This is a genomic window from Pseudomonas sp. NFR09 (genome assembly GCF_900111535.1).
Lineage (GTDB): Bacteria > Pseudomonadota > Gammaproteobacteria > Pseudomonadales > Pseudomonadaceae > Aquipseudomonas > Aquipseudomonas extremorientalis.
The window spans coordinates 536,382-558,008 of sequence record NZ_FOIH01000004.1; the positions used below are offsets into that span (position 1 = coordinate 536,382).

16 protein-coding genes are annotated in these 21,627 nt (G+C 61.1%); 7 read left to right on the top strand and 9 right to left on the bottom strand.

The window, feature by feature from the left end:
• Position 1 precedes the first annotated feature (1 nt).
• Positions 2-1,606: a glycosyltransferase family 39 protein gene (locus BMX59_RS12730; RefSeq protein WP_093121887.1), complete on the bottom strand. Its 1,605-nt coding sequence runs from the start codon at positions 1,604-1,606 to the stop codon at positions 2-4.
• A gap of 168 nt (positions 1,607-1,774) precedes the next feature.
• On the opposite strand from BMX59_RS12730, the gene BMX59_RS12735 reads away from it, so the two are divergent.
• Together BMX59_RS12735 and BMX59_RS12740 are read left to right on the top strand one after the other, a co-directional pair.
• Entirely contained in the window at positions 1,775-3,943 is a 2,169-nt protein-coding gene (locus BMX59_RS12735; RefSeq protein ID WP_093121892.1) for a PA5441 family protein, read from the top strand.
• Positions 3,940-4,644 carry a DUF3142 domain-containing protein gene (locus BMX59_RS12740; RefSeq protein WP_093121898.1) on the top strand — a complete coding sequence of 235 codons (705 nt, stop codon included), beginning with the start codon at positions 3,940-3,942 and terminating at the stop codon, positions 4,642-4,644. The genes BMX59_RS12735 and BMX59_RS12740 overlap by 4 nt, the downstream gene beginning before the upstream one ends.
• Here BMX59_RS12740 and BMX59_RS12745 read toward each other — a convergent pair.
• The 7 genes from BMX59_RS12745 to BMX59_RS12775 form a co-directional block, all read right to left on the bottom strand.
• Positions 4,544-6,094 carry an efflux transporter outer membrane subunit gene (locus BMX59_RS12745; protein ID WP_256572955.1) on the bottom strand — a complete coding sequence of 517 codons (1,551 nt, stop codon included), beginning with the start codon at positions 6,092-6,094 and terminating at the stop codon, positions 4,544-4,546. The two genes, BMX59_RS12740 and BMX59_RS12745, sit on opposite strands and share 101 nt — an antisense overlap.
• The gene (locus BMX59_RS12750) at positions 6,091-7,149 is read right to left on the bottom strand and encodes an HlyD family secretion protein (protein WP_093121903.1); all 1,059 of its coding nucleotides are present in this window, start codon (positions 7,147-7,149) and stop codon (positions 6,091-6,093) included. Before BMX59_RS12750 ends, BMX59_RS12745 begins: the two co-directional genes overlap by 4 nt.
• Positions 7,150-7,164: 15 nt before the next feature.
• Complete coding sequence (locus BMX59_RS12755) at positions 7,165-8,700, bottom strand: MFS transporter (protein WP_093121964.1); 1,536 nt, start codon at positions 8,698-8,700, stop codon at positions 7,165-7,167.
• 102 nt (positions 8,701-8,802) lie between these two features.
• Positions 8,803-9,723 (bottom strand): LysR family transcriptional regulator, encoded by a 921-nt coding sequence (locus BMX59_RS12760; RefSeq protein WP_071489597.1) that lies wholly within the window; start codon positions 9,721-9,723, stop codon positions 8,803-8,805.
• 51 nt (positions 9,724-9,774) lie between these two features.
• Positions 9,775-10,623 carry an ABC transporter permease gene (locus BMX59_RS12765; RefSeq protein WP_093121908.1) on the bottom strand — a complete coding sequence of 283 codons (849 nt, stop codon included), beginning with the start codon at positions 10,621-10,623 and terminating at the stop codon, positions 9,775-9,777.
• A gap of 12 nt (positions 10,624-10,635) precedes the next feature.
• A complete protein-coding gene (locus BMX59_RS12770) occupies positions 10,636-11,487 on the bottom strand; it encodes an ABC transporter ATP-binding protein (protein ID WP_071489595.1) in 852 nt (283 codons plus the stop codon).
• Between the two features lie 26 nt (positions 11,488-11,513).
• Complete coding sequence (locus BMX59_RS12775; protein WP_071489594.1) at positions 11,514-12,407, bottom strand: TauD/TfdA dioxygenase family protein; 894 nt, start codon at positions 12,405-12,407, stop codon at positions 11,514-11,516.
• 367 nt (positions 12,408-12,774) lie between these two features.
• Between BMX59_RS12775 and BMX59_RS12780 the strand changes: the two genes are divergently transcribed.
• The 5 genes from BMX59_RS12780 (at position 12,775) to BMX59_RS12800 (ending at position 19,353) form a co-directional block, all read left to right on the top strand.
• Complete coding sequence (locus BMX59_RS12780; RefSeq protein WP_071489593.1) at positions 12,775-13,485, top strand: GntR family transcriptional regulator; 711 nt, start codon at positions 12,775-12,777, stop codon at positions 13,483-13,485.
• Between the two features lie 314 nt (positions 13,486-13,799).
• Positions 13,800-14,558 (top strand): DUF3050 domain-containing protein, encoded by a 759-nt coding sequence (locus BMX59_RS12785; RefSeq protein ID WP_092248771.1) that lies wholly within the window; start codon positions 13,800-13,802, stop codon positions 14,556-14,558.
• Positions 14,555-15,502, top strand: a complete 948-nt coding sequence (locus BMX59_RS12790) for a diiron oxygenase (RefSeq protein WP_093121915.1) — start codon at positions 14,555-14,557, stop codon at positions 15,500-15,502. Before BMX59_RS12785 ends, BMX59_RS12790 begins: the two co-directional genes overlap by 4 nt.
• On the top strand, positions 15,499-18,876 hold the full coding sequence (locus tag BMX59_RS12795; protein WP_093121921.1) for an amino acid adenylation domain-containing protein: 3,378 nt from the start codon (positions 15,499-15,501) through the stop codon (positions 18,874-18,876). The genes BMX59_RS12790 and BMX59_RS12795 overlap by 4 nt, the downstream gene beginning before the upstream one ends.
• 18 nt (positions 18,877-18,894) lie before the next feature.
• Complete coding sequence (locus tag BMX59_RS12800) at positions 18,895-19,353, top strand: SRPBCC family protein (protein WP_092248780.1); 459 nt, start codon at positions 18,895-18,897, stop codon at positions 19,351-19,353.
• Between the two features lie 44 nt (positions 19,354-19,397).
• Here the strand turns inward: BMX59_RS12800 and BMX59_RS12805 are convergent, their stop codons facing one another.
• Positions 19,398-21,278 carry a methyl-accepting chemotaxis protein gene (locus BMX59_RS12805; protein WP_071489588.1) on the bottom strand — a complete coding sequence of 627 codons (1,881 nt, stop codon included), beginning with the start codon at positions 21,276-21,278 and terminating at the stop codon, positions 19,398-19,400.
• Positions 21,279-21,627: the final 349 nt, after the last annotated feature.

Genomic DNA, 21,627 nt, shown 5'->3' on the forward strand with positions numbered 1-21,627 from the left:
TCTAGCGGCAGCCCTCGGGTTGCGCCGACGGGACGTTGCACAACACGAACAAGCGCGCCCTGGCGCCTCCGCCATCCTGGCGACTGAGTTCGCGCCAGCCTTCGGGCAGCGGGGCGAATTCGTCCGGCGCTTCATTGCTGCTGATCAGCCACACACGGCGGGTTTCGGCGGGCAGTGCCGACAGGCGGTCGAGGTAGATGCGTCCGCCGTCCTGGTCCACCAGGGTGCCGAAACCATAGGCATTCGGCCGGGTTGAGGTGCCATCCGGCTTAGGTGGGGTGTAGAGCTGCAATTGGGCATCGGTCTGGTCGTAATACACATAGCTCAGGTACCACAACATGTCACTGAGGACGATGCGGTCGTCTTCCTGGTAATTGCGGTTGACGAACTCCACCGGCACATTGAACTGGTCGTGCTCATCCACGGTGAAATTGTTCTTCAATCCCACCAGCTCGACGCCGACGAATAGCACAAACAATGCCGCGCCCAGCAGTGCAAACCGCGACGGCAGACGATCAATGGCCATCGCCAGCAGGATCGGCAAGCCCAGGGCGTACACCGTCAGGTAACGTTCGATAAACACCGGGGAAATAAACGACACGCCGTAGACCAGCAACAGTGGCAACAGGAAAAAAAGCAACAACAGGCTGGCCGGTCGGTGGCCTTCGCGATCGCGCCAGGCGGTAATGACAACCACCGCCACCAGCAGCAGCGGAAACAGCCAGAACAGCGGCGCCCAGAAGCCGACGCCTTCATCCTGCAGCACGAACTGCCAGATCATCGACGGCAGGGAGAACAGGCTGACGGGATCCTCCCAACCGATGTCGCCCCCCACCTTGAGCTGTTCGACATGCTGCACCAGGTCCAACAGGTTCGGCAGCCACGGCAGGTACAACAGCACAATCGCAGCGTTGGCCGCCCACCAGGCCGGACGCGTGATCAGGCGCTGGCCTCGCGGCGCCGTGCCACACAACACACCCAGGTAAGCCCAGTGCACCAGCACACAGAGCGCGGTGAAGTAGTGGGTGTAGAAACCGGCACTCATCAACACGACATACGCCGCCAGATAACGCGTGCGCTCGGGCTGGCGCACCCAGTACACCAACGCCAGCGTGGCGCCCAGCAGCCACACGCCGAGCAGCGAATACATGCGCACTTCCTGGCTGTAGCGTACCGCCGTCGGCAACAGCGCCAGCAGGATCCCCGCCAGCACCGCCGCCCGGCGGGTGGAGAGTTGCCGGGTCAGCCAGACGCCCAGGCCCACGGCGACCACACCGGGAATGGCGCTCATGCCGCGAATCGACCAGATGCTGTCGCCGAACAGCTCGATCCAGCCGCGCAGCAGGAAAAAATACAGCGGCGGGTGCACGTCGTGTGCGGCGTGGAACCACAGGTCGCCCACGGCGTATTCGCTGAGCAGCAGGCTCGAACCCTCGTCACCCCAGATCGCCGACGCCGTCAGGTGGTAAAACCGCAGGGCCATGGCCAGCGCCAGGATCGGCAACCACCAGAGACCGCTGATCCAGCCGGCACCTTCCCACGTGAGGCGATTGAGTGCCGGTAACGTCCCGACCTTTTCGTTTTGCTCTACCACAGACCGACGCACCTCAATTCCCCTGATTGCCCAAGCGCAAACACCGCCACTCTAGGACAAAAGCCCAGGATCCGCCGCTGGAATCGGACAAATCAGCAATTTGTGCAGGGCTTCTCCGAAGCAACCGCAGGAACAGGCTATTATTGCGCCCCTCCAAGGACTCAGGATCAAGGACACGTCATGCGCATCGGTTTTCTGTCACCCCTGGCACTGGCATTGCTCGCCGTTATTTCCCTACAGGCTCAGGCCAGTTCCGACGACTCGTGCTACCCCGACTGGCGGGTTTCGCGTGACAGCCTCGATTCGTGCAGCAACCTGCCTTTCCTCAGCCCCGGCAACGACAGTCGCGTCAACCTGCGCCTGCTGCTGGCCGACCAAAACGCGGCGCCCCTGGCACCCAATGCCTTGAGCGAAGACGATCTGTCCCAGGGCTTTGGCGCGGTGCCCTTCCCGGTCTACCGCCTGGCGCCGATTCCGAGCACCAACGAAGAACCGGATAACAAGCCCGACGACTCGCGCACTGCCGAACTGGACGCGCTGCTCCAGCCCCTGGGCATCAAGCGTGACGAGTACAAAACCGCCGGGGAAGAGTTTCTGAGTGGCGAAGGCAGTCGCTGCCGCAGCAACGACGATGACAGCGCCACCGCGTTCATCAGCCAGGTGACCAAGGCCGACATGCCGGCGGCCGAACGCGAGTTGCTGGTGAAGGCGCGCTTGCAGTTGCTGACGACCTGCTCGTGGGAAGGCCAGGTAGTCGACGCCCAGCAGATCCAGTCCGCCGATGGCCAACTGTTGCGCACTTACCTGCAAGCCGCTGCCGACTTCTACAGCGGCCGTTTCGGCGATGCCGAACGGGGGTTTGCCGCCGCCAGCTCCAGCCCTCTGCCTTGGCTGAAGGAAACCGCGCTGTACATGACGGCACGCACGTCCTTGAACCTGGCCCAGGCCGAGGCCTTCGACGAATACGGCATGCCGCAACTCGCGCGTGTGGACAAGTCGGCCTTGAACGACGCCGAACAAGGTTTTCTCGGCTATCTGAAGACTTATCCACAAGGCGTTTACGTGGCCTCCGCCCGAGGCCTGCTGCGCCGGGTTTATTGGCTGGGGGATGACAACAGCAAGCTTGCCGAGGCCTACGCCTGGGCCATGACCCAGGCCACTGACACACAGCGCAATGTGTCGGTGGATGAGCTGGTGGAGGAAGCCGACCTCAAGCTGCTGATGGTCAACAGCGAGACCGTCTCCACACCGATGATCCAGTTTGTCAGTGACTTGATGGTGATGCGCGGCGGCAACCAGCCCGCCCTCTCCCGCGCCGATCTGGAAAAACAAAAAGCCGCGTTCGCCAGTGCGCCGGACTTGTATGACTACCTGCTGGCGGTCAACGCGCTGTACAGCGAGCATCAACCGGACGCCGCCCTGAAGCTGTTGCCGCAAAGCGTGCCGTCGAACCTGAATTACTTCGCCTTCAGCCAACAGACCCTGCGCGCACTCGCCCTGGAAGAGAAAAAAGACTGGAAAGGCGCCGAAGCGCTCTGGCTGCAACTGCTGCCCCTGGCGAAATTGCCGCTGCAACGCGATCAGGTGGAACTGGCCCTGGCGATGAACTACGAACGCAGCGGCCAGTTGGCCAAGGTGTTCGCCGCCGACTCGCCGATCAGCGCCAAGCAGGTGCGTTACATCCTGCTGCGCAACGTCGCCGGCCCTGAGTTGCTGCGCCAGCAGATCGCCCAGGCCAGCGACCCGCTGGAACGCCAGACCGCACAATTCGTGCTGCTCTACAAAGACCTGTTGCGCGGCCAGTTCGCCACCTTCGCCGAGGACCTCAAGCAACTGCCGGCCAGCGCCCCGGAAGACAAGCTGGGCACCAGCCTGGGCTACGTCTACAGCGCCAGCCAGACCTTGAAGCTATTCCAGTGGAACGGTGACAAAGCCGAGTCCGGCTACGCCTGCCCGAGCATCGCGCAGATCGCCACAACCTTGCAGGCCGATGCCAAAAACCCACAGGGCCTCAACTGCCTGGGCGAGTTCATCCTGCGCAACGGCCTGGACGGCATGCCGCTGGAACAGGCACGCGCCGCCGGCAGCCTGGGCAGCACCGCGTCGGACTTCAAGGGTGAAACCTTCTCGCGCCTGGACGGCTACAAGCAAGTGATCGGCAACGCCAAGGCGCCGAAGAACGACAAAGCCTATGCATTGTTTCGCGCCATCAACTGCTACGGGCCATCGGGCTACAACAGCTGCGGCGGCGTCGAGGTGGAGCCGGCCGTGCGCAAGGCGTGGTTCCGCCAGTTGAAAACCGGTTTCGCCGACACCCAGTGGGGCAAGTCCCTGCAGTACTACTGGTGAAGCACCTGTGGCTCGGCTTGCTGTTGCTGGCAAGCCCGGCCTTCGGCGCTGTCGACGCCCGCGACTATGACGCCTTCTGGCTGTGGAGTGGGGTCACCCCACAGCCGGTACTCAAGCAGGCCAAGACCCTGTATATCCTCCAGGGCCAGATCAACTCGACTCGCCGCGCCCCTCAGCTCGGCGTGCGGATGATCGCCCAGGGCATCAGCGTGCCGCGCCTGACCCAGGGCGACATCTGGATCGTCTACCGCGCCCACACCCTGCGCTGGCCCGAGCCGGTCTACCGCCAACTGCTCGGCCAGGTGCAACGCTGGCGCGACGCGGGCAACCCGGTGGTCGGTATCCAGATCGACTTCGATGCGCGCACCCAATACCTGCACGAATACGCCGGGTTCTTGCGCGACCTGCGCCGGCGTTTGCCGGCCGACCTGCGCCTGAGCATCACCGGCCTGATGGACTGGAGCAGCAACGCCGACCCGGCTGCCATCGCCCAACTCAAGGGCGTGGTGGATGAGGTGGTGGTGCAGACGTACCAGGGGCGCCATAGCATCCCGGATTACGCGGCGTACTTGCCACGCATGAATCGGCTGGGGCTGCCGTTCAAGATCGGGTTGATTCAGGGTGGAGAGTGGGAAGCGCCGGGGTATTTGCAGGGGAGCGAGTGGTTTCGGGGGTACGTGGTGTTTTTGCAGAATCCCTAACCTGAGCCGCGCCCGCCGTTCGCAACGGATACACCGATTCCCATCCTCCGCCCAACGCTTTATACAAGCCAACCATCGCCAGAGAGACGCCGGTCGAGCTTTCGACCCACTGCTCCTGCGTGGCCAACAGTGCGCTTTGCACGGTGAGGACGTTGACGAAATCCACCACGCCTTCCACGTACTGCTGCTGCGCCGTGCGCAGGGCAATCCGGTTCTGGCGCACGGCTTCGGCCAGGCTGTCGCGACGCAATTGGCTGGCGTTGTAGCGGGTCAACTGGTCGTCGATCTCATGCCAGGCGCGCAGCACGGTTTGCTGGTAGGCGAGCGCCGCTTCCTGTTGCTGGGCTTCGCGCAGGTTCAACATGCCTTGCAGGCGCCCGCCGTTGAACAGCGGCAGGCTGAACTGCGGGCCGAAGGCAAAGGCACGGGAGCTCCAGGAACCGAAGTCCGAGAGTTGCATGGCCTGGGAGCCGAGGCTGCCGGACAAGGTAATGCGCGGGTAGAAGTCGCCCTTGGCCACGCCGATGCTGGCAGTGGCGGCGTGCAGGCGGGCCTCGGCCTGGCGGATGTCCGGGCGGCGTTCGGCCAGTTCCGAAGGCAGGCCGATCGCGACCTGGCGCTGGGTTTGCGGCACGGCAGCGTCCTTGGACAGTTGCGCGTGCAGCGCCTGCGGCGGCGCCCCCATCAACAGGCTGAGGGCGTTGATCAGTTGGTCCTGGCGCTGTTGCAGATCCGGCAGGCGCGCCTCGATGGCGGCGACCTGGGCGGCGGCTTCGGCGACATCCAGGTCGGTGGCCACGCCGTCGGCCAGTCGCAATTGCGACAGCTTGAGGCTGTGACGGGCGACGTCGAGGTTCTGTTCGGTGACGGCGCGGGTGTTCTGCACGCCGCGCAATTGGATGTAGTCCTGGGCGGTCTCGGCGAGTACCGACAGCAGCACGGCGCGGCGGTCGTCTTCGGCGACTTGCAGGGTGGCGTCGGCGGCTTCGGTTTCGCGTTTTACCCGGCCCCAGAAATCCAGCTCCCAGGAGGCGGAGAAGCCCGCGTCCCACTGGTTGAACGCCGCACGGCCGTTCTCGCCGGACGGGTCGCTCAGGCCTTGGCCGCTGTTGCGTTTGCGCTGGTAAGCCCCCGTCGCATCAACCTCGGGGTAGCGCTCGGCGGTCGTCACCTGGCGTACCGCCCGGCTTTGTTGCAGACGGCTGCTGGCCAGTTTCAGGTCAAGGTTATCGGTGAGCGCACGGCGTGTAAGGGCCGAAAGCTGCTCGTCGTGGAACACATCCCACCAGCGTTCCTGCAAAGGATCACTGACGGCGCGGCTGGCCGCCTGGCGCCCCTGGGGCTCGCTCCATTGCGTCACTTGCGGGCCCTGCGGCGTGTGGAAATCCGGGCCGACCGTGCAGGCACTCAGGCTGATGAGGCTCAAGGTGAGCCAGGCAACTCGCTTCATTGCTGGGCCACCTCACGCGCTTGCACGACCGGCCGAGTGTCGACGCTGGCTTCCACCGACATGCCGACACGCAGGCGTTCAATGTGAGCCTGGTTGGGTTCGAGGATGATCTTCACCGGAATGCGCTGTACCACCTTGGTGAAATTGCCCGTGGCGTTGTCCGGTTTGACCGAGGCAAACGTCACGCCTGTCGCAGGCGCGAGGCTATCCAGATGGCCGTTGAGCAACTCGCCGTCCAGGCTGTCGACACGCACCTGCACCGCTTGGCCGGCGTGCATGTGGGAAAGCTGGGTTTCCTGGAAGTTGGCCACCACGTAAGCGTCCTCCAGCGGCACGACCGCAAGGATCTTGCTGCCCGGTGTGACATAGGCGCCCACCCGCACCGCCCGCTCGCCGACCATGCCATCCACCGGCGCGACGATGCGCGTATACGACAGTTGATAACTGGCCAGTTCCAGCGCGGCCTGGGCACGTTTGAGCCCCCCTTCGGCGGCATCGCGCTGGGCGGTGAGGATTTCCACTTGCTTGCGCTCGGCCGCCAGCACCGCCGTAGCGTTGGCCAGGCGTGCGGTGGCCTGGTCGATGCGGGTCTTGGCTTGCTGGGCGTTCTGCACGGTGCCGGCACCGACACCGGCGAGGTGGTTGTAGCGGTTCAGTTCGTGTTCGGCAAAGGCCATTTCGGCGCGATCCGCTGCAACGGTGGCCTGGGCCTGGGCGATCACCGAGCTTTGGCGCTCCAGGGTCGCAGTGGCGTTTTTCAGTTGGGCCTGGGCGACCAAGGCGTCGGCATCGGCAGCCTGGGCAGCGGCGCGGAAGTCGCGGTCGTCGATCAGTGCCAACAGCTGGCCGGCCTTGACGCGCTGGTTGTCTTCCACCAGCACCTCCTTGATGAAGCCGGCCACACGCGGCGCCACCAGGGTGAAGTCAGCGGCGACGAAGGCGTCGTTGGTGGTCTGGCGCTTGCTGCCCAACACGCCCGGCGCGACCAGGTACACCAGCACACCCACGGCAACTATGGCGATGACGGCGACGGCGATTTTGTCTTTGCGTTTCATGAACAGTCCTTTCAATCAAGTCGGTGCGCGCGGCGGAAAAATCCGCGTGGGCATCCAGAAAATCAGCAGGATCAACGCCACCGCGACCGCGGCCATGACGTAGTACAAATCCGAAGAAGTCAGCACCACGGCCTGCTCATGCAGGCGGTGCGCCAGGCCCGGCGCATCGCCGTCGGCCAGGGGCGAATTGCCCAGACGATCGACCAACATGGTCGAGTGGAAGTGCAGGCGCTGGGTGGTCAAGGTATCGAGCACGCCGGTGGCGATCACGGCGGCTAGGCCCTTGATGGTGTTGAACCAGGCCGAAGCAAACGGCCCGTCCATGGGCTGGATGCTGCCGGTGGAGAGCATCAGCAGCGGCAGCACGGCCATCGGTTGCCCGAAGATTTGCAGCAGGTACAAGCCGTAGAAGTCGTCGCGAATCCACGCTGACGTCAGATGCGCACTGCCCACGCAGCACAGCACCAGCATGCCCAGGCCGATCCCCAGCACCCAGCGGCAATCGACCCAGCGCAAGTTGCACAACGCCGCCACCAGCGGCAGCGCGATCAACTGCGGGATCGCCATCAGCAGCATCACCGGCGCGGTTTGCAGTGGACGGTAACCCTGCACCTGGGCGAGAAAACTCGACGGGATGATGATCACCGAGGTCAACACCATCAGCACGCCCGCCAGCACAATCAGGGCGAACGCCAGGTTGCGCAGGCCGAGCATCTGCAGCTTGAAGAAGGGAATGGGCTGCGACCATTCGTTCAGCATGAACAGCACCAGCAACACCCCCCCGCCACACAGCAGGAAGGTGATCAGGCCCGACTCGAACCAATCCAGGCGGTTGCCTTGCAGAATGCCGATCACCAGCATGCAAATCGCCGGGAAGCCCAGCAGCAGGCCGCGCCAGTTGAACTGCTTGAAGCGTTCCAGACGCAGTGGGTCTTGCGGCAGGCCATAGGCCACGGCGGCCATGGCCAGCAGGCACGGCGCGACGATTTGCCAGAACGCCCACTGCCAGCCGACGTACTCGGTCCACAGGGCCGCCAGCGGTGTGCCGAGGCTTGGGCCGAAGGTGGCGGTGAGTGCGTAGCCGGCCAGGCCGTACAGCTTGACGTTGGCCGGCAGGAAACGCAGGGCCACGGTCATCAGCATCGGCGGCAACGCGCCGCCGGCCAGGCCTTGCACGGTACGCAAAACCAGCAGGCTTTCGTAGTTCGGCGCGAACGGGCACAGGATGCCGAGCACCGTGAACAACCCGATGGCATACAAGGTGAAGCGACGCAGGGAAAACGTTACCGAACACCAAGGCGCAAAGGCCATGGCCGCCACGGAAGTGGCGGTGTAGGCCGCGACCAGCCAGGTGCCTTCGTCAAACCCGATGTACAGCGCGCCACGGATATCCGCGAGAGCCACTTTGGTGACCATCTCGTTGAGACCGGAGACCAGCACCGCCAGCAACACCCCGACCAGGCCGATGATGATGCGCGGGCCGAATACGGGCGGAGTCATGGCAGTGGGTTTGGCTGCGGCCGCAAGGGTGGGGGCAGCGAGGGAAGTCATGAACAGGTAACTCGGAATGATCAATACCCGAGTAGTTTAATCAGGCACACACATGACAAAAAGTTACTTGTTGGCAGGATATAAGTGCGCCAAACGCAATTGTCAGGCGGGCTGGGCTTCGAGCCACGTGGCGTGACAGCTCTCGCGCATGGTTTCACGCAGCCATTTGTGGGCGGGGTCCTTGTCGAAGCGCGGGTGCCAGGACTGGGCCAATACCAGGGTCGGCAACGAGATCGGCAAGGCGAAGGCGCGCAGTGGCAGTTTCAGGCGCGTGGCGCTCAGCAGCGCTTCCTTGGGCACCGGCAACAGCAAATCGGAATCGGGCAGCATGAACATTGCACCGTGAAAGCCCGGAGCGATCATCGCCACGCGTCGTTCCAGGCCCTGGGCGTTCAGTGCGGTATCGATCGGCCCCCGCGCAATACCGCGCCGCGAGATGCTGATATGGGAATAGCTGGCGAAACGTGCAGCGGTGATTTCCTCATCGAACAACGGATGGTCCTCCCGCGCCAGGCCGACGAAGGTAGTGGAGAACAGGTTCTGCACCTTCACTTCAGGGCTGGCGGGCATGGTGTTGCTCACCCGCAGATCCAGGCGACCTTCGCGCAGCGCCTCGTCGTCGGTGTCGCCTTCGGGCACGAAGCACAGTTCGCACAGGGGGGCCATGCGCTCCATGGTGTCGAACAGGCGCCCGCCATACACACCGATGAAAAAGTCATTGGCACGCACGCTGAAGCGGCGACGCAGGGTGCTCAGGTCCACCTGGTCCGCCGAGCGGAACAGCAGCGCCGCCTGCTCCACCACATTGCGCACCTGGCCTTGCAACTGCAGGGCCTTGGGCGTGGGCACCAGGCCACGACCGGCGCGCACCAGGATCGGGTCGCCCACGGCTTCGCGGATACGCGTGAGCGTGCGGCTCATGGCCGCCGGGCTGAGGTTCATGCGGCGCGCGGCACCGACCACGCTGCCCTCGTCGAGCAGGGCGTCGAGGGCGACCAGCAGGTTCATGTCCGGTAGTTGCATGCCAGGCACTCGTGATCGGTGGCGCGTGAATTTGACGCAATCGTAGCGTATTCAACGTTGCATGCCCCAGCGTTTCACGGTCAAGCGCTCGAATGTGTCGAACACCAGGTTCTCCACCAACAGTCCGATCAGGATCACCACCGCCAGTCCGGCGAACACCTTGTCGGTGTACAGCTCGTTGCGGTTCTGGAAGATGTACCACCCCAGGCCACCCTTGCCGCTCGTGGCACCGAATACCAACTCGGCGGCGATCAGGGTGCGCCAGGCAAATGCCCAACCGATCTTCAGGCCCGCGAGGATCGACGGCAGCGCCGCCGGGATCAGGATGAACAGCACAAAACGCATGCCCTTGAGGCCATAGTTGCGACCGGCCATGCGCAGGGTTTCGGACACGCCGAGGAACCCCGAGTAAGTATTGAGTGCCAGTGCCCACAACACGGAATGCACCAACACAAAAATCAAGCTGTTCTGCCCCAGGCCGAACCACAGCAGCGCCAGCGGCAGCAACGCAATCGCCGGCAACGGGTTGAACATCGAGGTCAGGGTACTCAGCAAGTCGCGTCCCAGTTGGGTCGACACCGCCAGGGTGGTCAGGGCGAACGCCAGCACGATGCCGATCAGGTAGCCTTTGATCAGCACGGCCAGCGAGATGCTGACTTTGCTGAGCAATTCACCACTGAGCAGGCCGTCGTACACCGCATGAAAAGTCTGCAAGAAACTCGGCAACAGTAGGTCGTTGTCCTGGTAGCGTGCAACGGCTTCCCAAAGGATGGCGAGCACAATCAGGATCAGGCCCTTGCGCAGCCAGCCTTGTTGCCACAGGCGCTGTCGCAGGGGCAACTCGCGTTCCACAGGGACGCTGAGCAGCGGTTCCAGGGTGATTTCAAATTCCTCGCGCATTGGGTTGACCCTTCAGTAAGCGATGCGGATATCGGCGAAACCCAACTCACGTTCGGCCTCGGGTGCTTCATCGAACAGCAGGCGATGAATGCGCCGCGCCGATGCCTGGAACGCCACGCCCCCAAGGCTGTGCAGGTCGTATTGATGGCTGTGGACTTCCGCACGTACGCGCCCGGGATGAGGCGACAGCAACAGGATGCGATTGCCCACCACCAGCGCTTCTTCGATGGAGTGGGTGACGAACAGCAGGGTAAAGCGCACCTCTTCCCAGAGCAGCAGCAACTCTTCCTGCATTTTGCGTCGGGTCAGGGCGTCGAGGGCGGCGAAGGGCTCGTCCATCAGCAGGATTTTCGGCTGCATGGCCAGGGCGCGGGCGATGGCGACGCGGGCTTTCATGCCGCCGGAAAGGGTATGTGGATAGGCATCGGCAAAGGCGCTGAGGCCGACTTTGTCGAGGTAGTGCAGCGCGCGCTCTTCAGCTTCGGCGCGCTTCAAGGTCTTCGAGGCCAACAGCGGGAACATCACGTTCTGCTTGACGGTTTTCCACGGCGGCAACTGGTCGAACTCCTGGAACACCACGATGCGATCCGGGCCGGGTTGCTCGACCTTTTGCCCCAACAGGCGGATCTCGCCTTCGCAGGGTTTGATAAACCCGGCGATGGACTTGAGCAAGGTGGATTTGCCACAGCCCGACGGGCCGAGCAGCACGTAGCGGTCGGCCGGGTCGATCTCGAAACTCACTTGGTGGGTGGCCCGCACCACCCGCTCGGGCGTGCGATATTCCAGGCTGACGTTATCCACCGCCAGCAGCGGCTGCGCCGTGTTCAGAGTGCTGGCCGCGTGGCCTTGCAGGGGCATGTTCATTTCATCTCACTTGGCGCAAATGGGGATCAGAAAGGCGCATCGCCCTGGATGGTGGTGCGAAACAGCTTGCGGCGCAGGTGGCTTGGGCAGCCGGCGGCCAGGTGGATCAGCGAGCGGTTGTCCCAGAACACCAGGTCGTGGGGCTGCCATTGGTGGCGATAGATGTTGTGTGGCAACACGCTATGGGCGTAGAGCTGGGCCAGCAGGTCACGGCTTTCGTCTTCCGGCAGGCCGACGATGCGGGTAGTGAACCCTTCACTGACGAACAGCGCCTTGCGGCCGTTTTCCGGGTGGGTGCGCACGATGGGGTGCACGACTTCCGCGACTTGGGCGAGCTGCTCTGGGGTCAGCGTGGGGCGCCAGTTACCTTCGAATTTGGTCTCGCTGTAACGCGCGGTGTAGGAATGCGCGGCGCTGCGGCCCTCGACGGCTTTACGCAGGTGCTCGGGCAACTGGTCCCAGGCTTTGTGCATGTCGGCGAACAGGGTATCGCCACCTTCAGACGGCAGTTCCTGGGCGTGCAGCATCGAGCCCAGGCTCGGCAGCTCTTTGTAAGACAGGTCCGAATGCCAGAATTTTCCCGCATCTCCCAGGCCGATGGATTGGCCGTTTTCGATGATGTTGGAGACGATCAGGATTTCCGGGTGGTTGGCCAGCAGGAACTGTTTGAGCACGTGGATCTGCAGCACACCGAAGCGGCGACTGAAGGCAATCTGTTGTTCGGGGGTGATGCGTTGGTCGCGAAACACCACGACGTGGTGGTCCAGGTGCGCTCGATGGATGCGGGTGAAATCCTGATCGTTGACCGGACGCGACAGGTCCAGGCCGATGATCTCGGCGCCGACACTGCCGGAAAAAGGAAGAATCTCGAAGGTTTGGGCGGTGGCGGTCGCTGTTGGAACAGTAGAGGTGGCGGACATGAGGTCACTCCCGGTCAGTCAGGAGAGCGACTTTATAGATATAAGAACTTCAATTTAAATACCGTTAATGAATATCCATATGCAGGAAAGTACCGTGAGAACTCATCCCTCTGGCACCTGGGAAATAAATTGCAACGGCAAAGTGTTTTGAGTACATCGCCGGCGGTCTTGCCATTGGTGGCTGCTGGAACAGGCTCAATGAACCTGGTTGCGTAAGACGCCATAAATGCCGGCTGTGGGCGCTGAGAGCATGGTGTTGAACCGCTTACAAGCCGAAACCGTGCCCGTTTGACAAGCTCATGGGCAGTCTCTAGTGTGCATTGGATCCAATTAGCTACCCAATTAGAAAAAGGAGGATAGCGTAACCGTGACGCAGAAGCCGAACCCTTTGAACAGCATCAAGATAAGCGGTCCTATTCCCGCGCATCTTGCTCGTTCCGTGATTGAAGAAACCTTGCGCAACGCCATCCTGGATGGTCGATTGCCCTGCGGTACCGCTATGCGTCAACAGGAACTGGCCAGCCTGTTCGGAGTCAGCCGCATGCCGGTGAGGGAAGCCTTGCGCCAGCTGGAAGCCCAATCACTGCTGCATGTGGTAACGCACAAAGGCGCCGTGGTTGCCCCCTTGATCGAGGACAACTCGGCCGAGACCTATGAACTGCGGATGCTCCTGGAATCTGAGGCGCTGCGCTTGTCGATTCCTTTGCTCACCGAGGCCGATATTGCCGAGGCGGACGCCATTATTTGTGCTCTTGAGCAGGAAAAAGACTATGCCGAAATGGGCCGCCTCAATCGACTGTTTCACATGGCCCTCTATGGCAAAGCCCCGAACCAAAGGCTACTCAAATTGGTGGAGCATGGGTTGAACGAAGAGGAGCGTTTCCTGCGTTATAACCTTGAGGCCATGGGGCTGGGCGAGACGTCCCAGGAAGACCACCGCGAACTGCTGAACCTGGTGGCGCGGAAGAAAACCCAGGAAAGCATCCTGACGCTGCGCAATCACTTGATGCGAGGCATGGAAGTGATCACAGCGTACCTCAATGGTCTGGATGCCCAAGGCAAGAAAGATACGCAGTAAGGCACACGGCCCTCTTGCCCCGACCTTCCCTGTGGCGGGGCATCCTGACTGACGGTGAGCGCCTCGCCCCGAAGAAACTTCCCACTTACAACCAAGACGCCAACTTACATAAATATTATTTAGAAAAACTTCTAACATATTTGTATGTTCGCCAACTTGTTTAACCCGCTTATTATATTTATTAACAACCCCGGCACTCGTCATATTTAGCGACCCTGCACGCCAGCAGCCGTTTAACAACGACTTCCCCCTGCCAACCATAAAGAACTCATCGCTGTTTACACAGCAGACGCGACAACTTATAGGCATCAACCATGCATCAACCGTTACTTGAAACAGCAAAACTGCAGTTATGCAGTCATTCGTTATTTTCAGAAATAACTTCCTTACGGAAGTTACAACTTTTCATGGAGAGCCATGTATTTGCAGTCTGGGACTTCATGACCCTCGCCAAACGCCTGCAACAGGATCTGACCTGTACACGCCTGCCCTGGCTGCCACCGACAGACCCGCTGGCCGCACGTCTGATCAATGAGATCGTATTGGGCGAGGAGTCGGACGAACATCCCGCGCAAGGCTATTGCAGCCACTTCGAACTCTATCTGGAGGCCATGGCCGAAGTGGGCGCCAGCACCACGTCTATCAACCGCTTTATTACGCTGCAACGCCAAGGCCTGGAAGCACATGCTGCCTTACAGGAAGTCGAGGTTCTTCCTGGCGTGGCGCGCTTTGTCAGCGACACCTTGAACCTTGCGCTGAGCGCTCCCACCCATTGTGTGGCTGCAACATTCCTGTACGGACGCGAGCATGTCATCCCGATAATGTTCGAGCGCATCCTGCAATCCGATCAACGCCTCCACCACCAGGCGCCTACCTTGTGCGCCTACCTCAAGCGTCACATTGAGATGGACGCCCAGGAGCATGGGCCGGCCGCCGAGCGGTTGCTCGAACGGCTCGCCAGCGCAGACCCGGCGCACGCGCAACAGGCCCATGACGCAGCCCTTACCGCCATGGAAAACCGCATCGCGTTCTGGGATGAGGTTCAGGGCTCGTTGCAAGAGGTGCGCCCATGAACACCGGCGACTACCCATCCATCGCCGACGACTGGGAGCGCCGTGCAACCATCCGTACACGCCCTCGCCGTTTGCTGGAAAACGATGACAAGCTGATCTACCCACTGTGCCGCCAACCGTTGGTGCTCAGTGCGACTTTTCTTGAACACTGCCCGCAATGGCGCGATTTCGTGCTGGTGCAGAGCTTCTACAAGTTCATCAACGACGTGGTGATATTCGAGACGGAGATCGTCGACAAGACTGCGCGCAGCATCGCCAAGAACCGCTTCTCGATCCCCTTCCCGCTGGCGTGCCGCGTTGATGCAATGACAGTCGTCGTGGACGAGGACTACCACGCGCTGGTCGCACTGGATTTCCTGCAGCAAACCGTGGCCCTGACCGGCATACAGCCGTTGGAGCTACCCAGGCAAATCGAATTGACCCGCGCACTGCCGACAGCACAAGCCCAGGCGCCAGCCCATCTGCACGATGCAGTAGAACTGATTGCCGTGGCCATCGCCGAAAACACGGTGACCCATGATGTAGCAGCATTCTCCAAGGACAGCAGTGTCAAAGCCTCCATCCGTGGCTTGATGGCCGACCACCTGTTTGATGAAGGCCGCCACGCGCACTTCTGGACGCGACTCGTACGCATGTATTGGCAAGCCGCGAACGCGGACGATCGCGACAGTATTGCCAAGGTACTGCCGACGTTCCTGGCTCAGTACCTGACGAACGATCTGCAAAAAGACTTTGACCTTCACTTGATCGAACACCTCGACATCGACGCCAGCCTGCGCAACGCGTTGCGCAATGAAATCGCCGCGCTCACCTTCCCCATCACCCGCCGGCACCCGTTGTTGAGCAATATCCTTGGCTTCCTGCAACACAGCGGTTTGCTGCAGACACCGAGCGTGGTGCACGCGTTGAAAGACTATTTGCCGATGCCCGGGGGCGCGACATGAAGCGCCTGACAATCGGATTTTCCGGTGCCAGCAGTGCCTTGGACGCCATCAGACGGGAGCTGGAACAGCATGGGCATGTCTCGAGCGATGAAGGCGTCGACCTGTGGATAGACGACGGACGTCAGCCGCTGCGGGACCCGACAGACCCAACCCCAGCGTTGAGCCTGCGCCTGGGCGTTGGCCCGGTACCCGACTGCGGACTGCCCGCGCTGCAGTTGCGCGCCTATGGAGCCAGCCGGAGCTTGTCGGGAGTCCTGGACATCGCCGACGAACCAACGGGCAACGGGCAACGGTTACGCCAGCAAGTGAGCCACGCATTGGTGGAATGGGTCGCGCTGCACGTCAGTCGTTTCTCACGGGACCCTGGATATTTCTCCGTGAGTGCGGTTGCCAATGACTGGCCAGAGCAGGGTTTGGATGCGCTTGACGCGCTGGCGTTTGTCCATCGATTCAACCGCACCGAAGACCTCGCTGTACTGCGCGAAGCTCAGGTGCCCTTGATTGAACGCGTGCAGGCCAGCCTCCATAGGTCCGCTGATCGACCGGCGCTGAGGATCGCCGGTAGTGTAGTGACTTACCGCGAGCTGCACGTCCAGGCCCTCACGATCCAGCAACAGTTACACCCCATGCTGGGCAATACGCAGGCGCCCCCCGTGGTTGGCGTGTGCCTGGAAAAATCCATCGAGTTGTACGCGAGTATCCTTGCGGTGCTCGGCTGTGGAGCGGTGTATCTACCGCTGGGCCCGGACCACCCGCCACAACGCCATCAAGTCATGCTCGAGACCGCAGGGGCGCATGTGTTGCTGGACGCCGGTCAACATCCTTTGCGAGCGCACTTCACTGCACTGGATGTCACCCGTCTCGACCTCAGGCATGTCGACCTCACGCTTGCGCTGATGCCAGCTCGCCCCCACCCCGATGCGCCCTGCATGACGCTCTTTACGTCTGGCACCACAGGCCAACCCAAGGGCGTGCTGCTCAGCCAGGCAAACCTGGCGCATTTCACGGCCTGGTTCAGGTCCTGTATGAACGTGGATGACCAGAGCCGTGTCTTGCAGTTCTCACCATTGAGCTTCGACTCATCGCTGATCGATATTTTCCCCGCCCTGATAGCGGGTGCCGAGTTGATCGTCCCCAGCGCCGAGCAACGGCACGCCCCTGAGCAACTGTTGGATCTGCTCCACCAGCAACGCGTCACCCATGCCTTTTTGCCGCCTGCGCTGTTGAGCATCCTGCCGCTTGATCAACCATTGGGCCTGACGCACCTGCTGACCGGCGGCGATGTGTGCGAACCCCATGTCATCGAACGCCTGGCAGGGCAGTGCCGGTTTCACAACCTGTACGGGCCCACGGAGACCACGGTGCTGGCCACCCATCGGACACTGCTCCCCGGTGACTGCAACCGCAACCTCGGCTACCCCATCGCCAACAGCCAGGTGCTGATCCTCGATGACACTCTGCAACCGGTGGATGAAGAGGTGATGGGTGAGGTGTACATCGTCGGCCCCGGAGTCAGCTTGGGGTATGTGGGCACGTCGCAACCGTCTGCCAGTCCTTTCGTGGAACTGGCGGTACCAGGGAGTCAGCCACTGCGGGCCTACCGCAGTGGCGACCTGGCACGATGGACCGCCGACGGGATCGTGCTGGGTGGACGGCGTGATGACCAAGTGAAAATCCGCGGGTTTCGGGTCGAGCCGCAGGAGATTGAACAATGCCTGCGCAATAGTCGGCTGTATCGCCAGGTGGCGGTAGTAATCGACCGGGACAGCAGGATCCGCAGCTACATCGCCCAGCCTGAACCAGACGCGAGCGTGGCCGCCCTGAAGCACCATGCACGACAATGGCTGCCAGACTACATGCAGCCGGGCTTCTGGGAGGTGTTGCCCCACCTGCCGTGCTCCGTCAATGGGAAAGTCGACCGGCCGGCATTGCTGGCACTGCCGATTCGGTCTGCGTTGCAAGCAGACGGCAGTGCCGCGAAAAGTCCGCTTCACGTTCGGTTGTCCCGCTTGTGGAGCGAGCTGCTGGCAGTGCCCGCAGGTAATCTGTCTATTGACCAGAGCTTCTTTGATCTCGGCGGGCATTCGATTTTGCTATCGACCTTGCTGCTGCGTGTTCGCGAGCAATTCGGCCGTAGCTTTGTGTTGAGTCACTTTATTGAAGTGCCGACGATTCGTACGCTCGCAACGCTGGTGGAGAACGGTGAACGACCCGATGCAGGATCCGGCCGGGCCGCCCGTGATGCTCAATCGGAGTGGGTGCTCGACACGTTGCCCGAGGACCGTGCAGGTGATCCGCACAAAGTGATCGTGACCGGAGCCAACAGTTTTGTGGGTGTCCATATCGTCGAAGCATTACTGGCCGCTGGTGCAGCCGAGGTGGCGTGCCTGGTACGTGAGGAACCGGGGCGGTCGCCAATGTCACGACTCATCCAGGCGTTACATGAATACCGCCTGGAGCATGTGGACCTGAGCCGAGTGAAGGTATATGCGGCCGATATCAGCCAACCTCGATTGGGCCTGGCTGGCGCTGTGCATGAGTCTCTCGCCAGAGACTTCGGCGTGCTGGTCCATAACGCGGCGCGGGTCAATCACGTGATGGACTATGCGTCACTGACGCGGGACAACGTTGACCCCATACGCGAATGCCTGCGCTTGTGTGAAACCCACCGCAAGAAAGTCTTCAACTTTGTCTCGACACTGTCGGCCTCAAGCAGTGTCGACTCGCAGGGCTATGTCCTCGAAGCACCCGCCTCTACCACGCTGCCGCTGTACATCAAGAATGGCTACAACCTGTCCAAATGGGTTGCGGAGCGACAGTTGGGGCATGCGGTGGCGCGCGGTGCCTGGGTGAATATCCATCGTCCCGGCAATATCAGCTTCAACAGCCGAAACGGTGCATGCCAGCCGCAAAAAAATCGCCTGATGCTGATGCTCAAGGGGTCACTGCAACTGGGCCTGCTGCCCCGGCTGGCGCTGAACTTCGACCTGATGCCGGTGGACTTTCTGGCTCGCTTCATTGCATTCCACTGCACCCGCTTTCACGCCAGCCGGAGTGTGTTCAACCTGCATAACCCACAACCGTTGAGCTGGGCGCACTACCTGGATGCGTTCAGTCGGGCGGGCCATCGCTTCAAGCGAGTGGGCATAGCGCAATGGCAGCAGGCGCTGCGAACGGTAAGCCAGGACAACGCACTGTTTGGCGTGCTCGGTTTTTACCTCGACCGCCTCGACGAAGACATCGGGGACACTTCAATGATTCGTTATGACAACGCGCGAATAGGTGTCCAGCAGATGGGTGAACACTACCCCGCAAAGGACACGGCACTGTTGAGCAAAGGCTGCAGTTACCTCAAGGCCATCGGCTTTCTTTGAATACCCCAGGACAACCTCATGAAACTGCTGCAACCCGATACATTAATCCGCAACCCGAGTGGCCTGCCGATAGTGGCGTCCGTTGTGGTCAACTGCTCCGCCTCTCGCCTGTGGGACATGGTGGGACGATTTGCCGGCTTCGATATGTTCATTCCGGACTTGAGCCATATCGAAATGATGGGCTCAGGCGTGGGCGCCTTGCGGACAAAATTCTTCCGCGATGGCAATTGTGTAGTGGAGCAACTCAATAGCCGGGACGAGCAGGCTATGCACATGACCTGGACCACGATCTACAACACCCTGGGTGTGGCCAGACTATGGGCGGCGATCCAAGTGGAAGCAATTGAAGCGGAGCGCGCCAAGGTGATGTGGACAATTATTGCAGAGCCCACAGAGGAGGCGAACGAGGGGTTCGAACAGTTTGTGCAAGGCTTTGCCAGCAGCGCCCTGGACAATGTCCGTCGAATGCTCAGCTAAACGGCAGGAGCGACTCGATGCGCCCCCGCCGTTGAATCAGCGGGTCATATCTTGAAGCTATCGACCAATTGCTTCAAACGATTGGCCTGCTGCGACAGGGCATCGCAATCCTTCAGGGTTTCATTGAGATTCGCCACGCCCTGCTGGTTCAGCAAGTTGATCTGATTGATGTCCACATTGAGGGTTTCCACCACGGCCGTCTGTTCTTCAGTAGCTGCGGCGACAGACTGGTTCATGCCGTCGATCTCAACGATCCGCTGCGTCACACTTACCAGGCGCTCACCAGCCTGGTTCGCGACTTCTACGCTTTCTTCGCTGGAGGCCTGGCTGGCGTTCATGGTGGTGACCGCTTCGCGCGAGCCTACTTGCAGCGAAGTGATCATTTTGTGGATCTCCTCGGCCGACTCCTGGGTGCGGTGAGCCAGGTTACGCACCTCGTCGGCGACCACTGCAAAGCCTCGCCCGGCCTCACCTGCACGGGCGGCCTCGATGGCAGCGTTAAGCGCCAGCAAATTGGTTTGCTGGGAGATGCCTTTGATCACATCAAGGATGTGACCGATGTTGTCGGTGCTGGCGTTCAGGGTCTCGATCTGGGTGCAGGACAAGCTGATCTTTTGCGACAACTCAGACATGGCAAGGATGGTCTGCTCGACCACTTTGCGGCCATCGTCGGCCTGCTCGCTGGCACCACTGGCGTGTTGTGACGCATCGGCGGCGTTGCGCGCGATTTCCTGGGTGGCGGCACCCAGTTCATTGATCGCTGCGGCGACGCTGTTAGTGCGCGCGCTTTGCTCGTCGGAACCGACGATTGAGGCATTGGACGAGGCCATCACACGCTGGGACAAGTCATGCACCTGGCGGGTAGCCGAGGACACTTCCGAAATCGAAGCATGGATGCGCTCTACGAACTGATTGAACGCACTGCCGACCTCGCCAAATTCGTCCTTGCTGGTGACCGCCAGACGACGGGTCAGGTCACCCTCGCCCTGGGCGATATCCTGCATCGCCACGCCCATAGTGGTCAGGGGTCGCAGCAAGACTTGAATCAGCAAGCTCAGGAGCACGGCAATCGCAACCACGGCGATCAACATGGCAATCAACGCAGATGTCCGGAATTTGCCCAGTGGTGCGTAGGCTTTGTCTTTATCAATCGACAGGCCGATATACCAATCCGCGCCTGGCAAGCCGCTGATAGGGGTGAATGACAAGATTCGGTCCTGGCCATTGAGAACGACGTCCTGACTGACCTTCTCAATGCGCACTTGGGTGCCGGGGTAGATGTCCTTGAGGTTTTTCATCACCTGGTCCTGATCGGGACTGACGATGACTTGCCCGTCACCACTGACCAGGAACGCATGACCAATGCCGCCAAAATCCACCGAGTTGATGATCTTCACCAGGGTCTGCAGACTCAGGTCACCGCCGACCACACCGAGCAACTCGCCGTTCTTTTTCACCGGCATGGCAATGGTCACGATCTGCCCACCCACCGCTGCCATATAGGGTGGCGTAAGCATGGGTTTATCTGCTGCTACGGCTTGTTTGTACCAAGGGCGCTGACGGGGGTCGTAGCCGTCGGGCATTTTTGCGTCAGGACGTTGGGTAAACACGCCGTTGGTTTGGCCAACATAGGTGAACTGGAAGTTATCAGTGAACGCCGGCTGATCAACCAGGCCAGGAAGGTCGGCACCACTGCCTTGGTGAGCAACGTTTTGCGTAAGGCTTTCGAGTACCAATATTCGGCCACTAAGCCAGTTCTGCACACTGCTGGCAGTGAGTTCACCGGATTGCTGGATGGACGACTCCAGGTTCTGCTTGATCGTGCTGCGCTGCAGGTAGTCGTTGTAGAGGGTGAATAACGCGAAGGCCAGAACCACGACGCCTGACGCGGCCAACAGAATTTTATGACTGAACTTGAGATTCATTTCATCGACTTCTTTTGCCAAAGGGGGGTGAGCGTGCCGAGCGGAACATTCCATGTAACGGTATAGGCAGCTTCTCGGGCCGCTCTATTTCGGTGCACGCATGGCTCGTCAGGCTTTCGGCCAAGCCGCGGTAAAGCTTAGAAAATTGTGAGACGTTTCTGATTTTTAAGCAGGAAACTGACCAGCGGTAGGCATGTGTGAGGAAACTAAAAATTGTGCCGACTTATAGCCCCAAACGACAAAACCCCTGTCTGCGCTAGCAGACAGGGGTTTTGGAGTTCAATCTTGACGATGACCTACTCTCACATGGGGAAACCCCACACTACCATCGGCGATGCATCGTTTCACT

Excerpts from the sequence above, each read along its gene's own strand:
- BMX59_RS12765 (WP_093121908.1), bottom strand. The coding sequence starts at position 10,623 with ATGCGCGAGGAATTTGAAATCACCCTGGAACCGCTGCTCAGCGTCCCT.
- BMX59_RS12790 (WP_093121915.1), top strand. The coding sequence starts at position 14,555 with ATGAACACCGGCGACTACCCATCCATCGCCGACGACTGGGAGCGCCGT.
- BMX59_RS12750 (WP_093121903.1), bottom strand. The coding sequence starts at position 7,149 with ATGAAACGCAAAGACAAAATCGCCGTCGCCGTCATCGCCATAGTTGCC.
- BMX59_RS12785 (WP_092248771.1), top strand. The coding sequence starts at position 13,800 with ATGCATCAACCGTTACTTGAAACAGCAAAACTGCAGTTATGCAGTCAT.
- BMX59_RS12770 (WP_071489595.1), bottom strand. The coding sequence starts at position 11,487 with ATGAACATGCCCCTGCAAGGCCACGCGGCCAGCACTCTGAACACGGCG.
- BMX59_RS12735 (WP_093121892.1), top strand. The coding sequence starts at position 1,775 with ATGCGCATCGGTTTTCTGTCACCCCTGGCACTGGCATTGCTCGCCGTT.
- BMX59_RS12795 (WP_093121921.1), top strand. The coding sequence starts at position 15,499 with ATGAAGCGCCTGACAATCGGATTTTCCGGTGCCAGCAGTGCCTTGGAC.
- BMX59_RS12755 (WP_093121964.1), bottom strand. The coding sequence starts at position 8,700 with ATGACTTCCCTCGCTGCCCCCACCCTTGCGGCCGCAGCCAAACCCACT.
- BMX59_RS12805 (WP_071489588.1), bottom strand. The coding sequence starts at position 21,278 with ATGAATCTCAAGTTCAGTCATAAAATTCTGTTGGCCGCGTCAGGCGTC.
- BMX59_RS12745 (WP_256572955.1), bottom strand. The coding sequence starts at position 6,094 with ATGAAGCGAGTTGCCTGGCTCACCTTGAGCCTCATCAGCCTGAGTGCC.
- BMX59_RS12775 (WP_071489594.1), bottom strand. The coding sequence starts at position 12,407 with ATGTCCGCCACCTCTACTGTTCCAACAGCGACCGCCACCGCCCAAACC.
- BMX59_RS12800 (WP_092248780.1), top strand. The coding sequence starts at position 18,895 with ATGAAACTGCTGCAACCCGATACATTAATCCGCAACCCGAGTGGCCTG.
- BMX59_RS12760 (WP_071489597.1), bottom strand. The coding sequence starts at position 9,723 with ATGCAACTACCGGACATGAACCTGCTGGTCGCCCTCGACGCCCTGCTC.